This is a genomic window from Sphingopyxis sp. H115 (assembly GCF_001468465.1).
Lineage (GTDB): Bacteria > Pseudomonadota > Alphaproteobacteria > Sphingomonadales > Sphingomonadaceae > Sphingopyxis.
This window is the reverse complement of sequence record NZ_LNSA01000058.1, coordinates 1-2,458: the sequence shown is the minus strand read 5'-3', so window position 1 is coordinate 2,458 and position 2,458 is coordinate 1. Positions and strand designations below refer to the sequence as shown.

Genomic DNA, 2,458 nt, shown 5'->3' with positions numbered 1-2,458 from the left:
GTAAGCGTGTCCTGAAGGCCGCAGCTACGCGGCCTGGGCGATCTGCTGCTGCTCGGACCGCCAGTTCCACGGCATGAGCTCGTCCCATCGGGAGGCGGGCCAGCCTGAGGCGATCTTCTCGATGACGTCGGCGATGTAGGCCTGCGGCTCGACCCCGTTGAGCTTGGCCGTCTCGATGACGGAGTAGGTGGCGGCGGCGCGTTCGCCGCCGGCCTTCGATCCGGCGAACAGCCAGTTCTTGCGCCCGATTGCGATGGCGCGGATCGCGCGCTCGGCGATATTGTTATCGATCTCCGCGATGCCGTCATCGATGTAGCGGGTCAGCGCGTCCCAGCGCTTGCGGCCATAGGCGAGTGCCTTTGCCATCGCCGACTTGGGCGACAGGCGGCGCAGGGCGTCGTCGATCGCGCCGCGAAGCGCATCGATCTGCGGTCTGGCCTGCACTTGTCGATGTCGGCGGCGGACATCGGGCGGCTGGCCGCGGACGTCCTCTTCGATCCGGTAGAGCCCGGCGATGCGATCGAGCAGGTCGGTGGTGAGCGGGGTTGGGCTCGTCTGGTGGCACTCGAAAATCTTGCGGCGGAAGTGCGCCCAGCAGGCGACCTCCTGGATGCGGCCTCCCTCGTACAGCTTGTCGTATCCGGCATAACCGTCGGCCTGGAGAAGGCCGGTGAAGGACGAGAGCTCGCACTGCGGATGGATGCCGCTGCGATCGGGCGTGAACCGATACCAGGCGAGCGCCGGGGTGGCGGCGCCCGATGCGCGGTCATCGACGACATAGGCCCAGAGCCGCGCCTGCGCGGTGCGGCCCTTGCCGGGCACGAGCATCGGCACCGGCGTGTCGTCGGTGTGGAGCTTGGCGGCCTTCAGTCCTTCCTCGCGGATGCGGCTCACGATGGGATCGAGCAGATGCGCGGCCTGGCCCGCCCAGCCGGCGAGGGTTGAACGATCGATGTCGATGCCCTGCGCCGCCATCATCTCTGCCTGGCGATAGAGGGGGAGATGATGATCGAACTTGTTCACGACGACATGGGCGAGCGTCGCGAAGCTGGCCTTGCCACGCGCTATGGCCTTCACCGGCGCCGGTGCCTGGACAATCCTGTCGCAGGCGCGGCAGCTATACTTGGGCCGCACGGTGCGGATGACGCGCCACTGGACCGGGGCAATATCGAGCTGCTCATCACTGTCGTCGCCAAGCGGGCGCAGCGCGCCGCCGCAATCGGGACAGGTGCAGCTGCCGGCCTCGGGCTCGATCCGCCGTTCCGCGCGCGGCAGATGATCGGGCAATGCGCGCACCGGCGATACCCGTTCGGCGGGTGCCCGCTCACTCGTTCGGCTGTCGGCGACCTCAGCCTCGCCTTCGAGTTCTTCGAGGGCCAGCTCGAGCTGCTCGATCTGGAGCGCGAGCTTCTCCGAGGACTGGCCGAAGGTCATGCGGCGAAGCTGCGCGAGCTGGTGGCGGAGGGTGTCGATCAGCGTATCGCGCGCCGCCAAAGCGGCTTCGAGCTCGGCGATCCGGGCGTCCTTGTCGATGCTGGAAGAGGCTGGTTCCGACACGCGGAACATCTAGCAAAAGTGGCTCCGCGATGCCAGTAAAACCCTCACTAATCCGCCACTTTTTACCCTGCGAGCAAGGGCGCCGCGGTGCGTTCGGGACGCCGCCAGTCAATGCCTTCGAGCAGCATCGAAAGCTGCGCCGCGGTGAGGCTGACCTTGCCGGCCTTGGTGATCGGCCAGACGAACCGGCCACGGTCCATGCGCTTCGAGAAGAGGCACAGGCCCTGGCCATCATACCAGAGCAGCTTGACCAGATCGCCGCGCTTGCCGCGGAACGCGAACAGCGCGCCCGAGTGCGGACTCTTCTCCAGCACCTGCTGCACTAGCACCGCGAGGCCGTCGAACCCCTTGCGCATATCGGTGGCGCCGCAGGCCAGATATATCCGTGTCGTCGGCGGTAACGGGATCATCGGGCAAGGACGGACATCACCCGTGCCAGCGCATCGGCATCGACCGCCGCGTCGACGGTGAGCCGCACGCCTGACGGCAGCTCGATCCCGATCTGGCCGCTGCCTGCCGTCGCCGGGGCCGGAACGGACACCTCCACCTCGGCGAACGAGGGTGCCGGCGTGCGCTTCGCTCCCGTCAGATCGCCAGCCAGGGCCTGTCGGCGCCACGTATAGAGCAGCCCGCTGCCGACCGCGTGCCGCTGGCATGTCGCCGAGACCGAGCCGTCGGGGCCGAACGCTTCGCGCAGGATCGCCAGCTTCTGATCTACCGACCAACGGCGACGCCCGCCCACGACCGCAATCCGACCGCTCATACGATCACTCATATGACCGGTCACAAGAGCACTCGCTCCCGACGCTCCGATATCCTCGCTCATCACCGCTCCTCGCAAAGAGCGGCTATCAGCATCCCGCAGCAGCTTCCCGCAAGGCGGCCTTCAGGACACGGTTAC

At 67.3% G+C, this 2,458-nt stretch carries 3 protein-coding genes; all 3 read right to left on the bottom strand.

Going from position 1 to position 2,458, the window contains the following annotated elements:
• Nucleotides 1–24: 24 nt before the first annotated feature.
• Genes tnpC through tnpA form a run of 3 tightly spaced genes read right to left on the bottom strand, consistent with a single transcriptional unit; the run spans nucleotide 25 to nucleotide 2,332 of the window.
• Nucleotides 25–1,566, bottom strand: coding sequence for an IS66 family transposase (gene tnpC / locus ATE71_RS21450; RefSeq protein ID WP_058805365.1), 1,542 nt, complete (start codon nucleotides 1,564–1,566; stop codon nucleotides 25–27).
• 53 nt (nucleotides 1,567–1,619) lie between these two features.
• Complete coding sequence (gene tnpB / locus ATE71_RS21445) at nucleotides 1,620–1,967, bottom strand: IS66 family insertion sequence element accessory protein TnpB (RefSeq protein ID WP_006963110.1); 348 nt, start codon at nucleotides 1,965–1,967, stop codon at nucleotides 1,620–1,622.
• A complete protein-coding gene (tnpA, locus tag ATE71_RS21440; RefSeq protein ID WP_235588104.1) occupies nucleotides 1,964–2,332 on the bottom strand; it encodes an IS66-like element accessory protein TnpA in 369 nt (122 codons plus the stop codon). The genes tnpB and tnpA overlap by 4 nt, the downstream gene beginning before the upstream one ends.
• Nucleotides 2,333–2,458 lie beyond the last annotated feature (126 nt).

Coding starts and splice junctions, on each gene's coding strand:
- tnpC (WP_058805365.1), bottom strand. CDS start 1,566: ATGTTCCGCGTGTCGGAACCAGCCTCTTCCAGCATCGACAAGGACGCC.
- tnpB (WP_006963110.1), bottom strand. CDS start 1,967: ATGATCCCGTTACCGCCGACGACACGGATATATCTGGCCTGCGGCGCC.
- tnpA (WP_235588104.1), bottom strand. CDS start 2,332: ATGAGTGATCGTATGAGCGGTCGGATTGCGGTCGTGGGCGGGCGTCGC.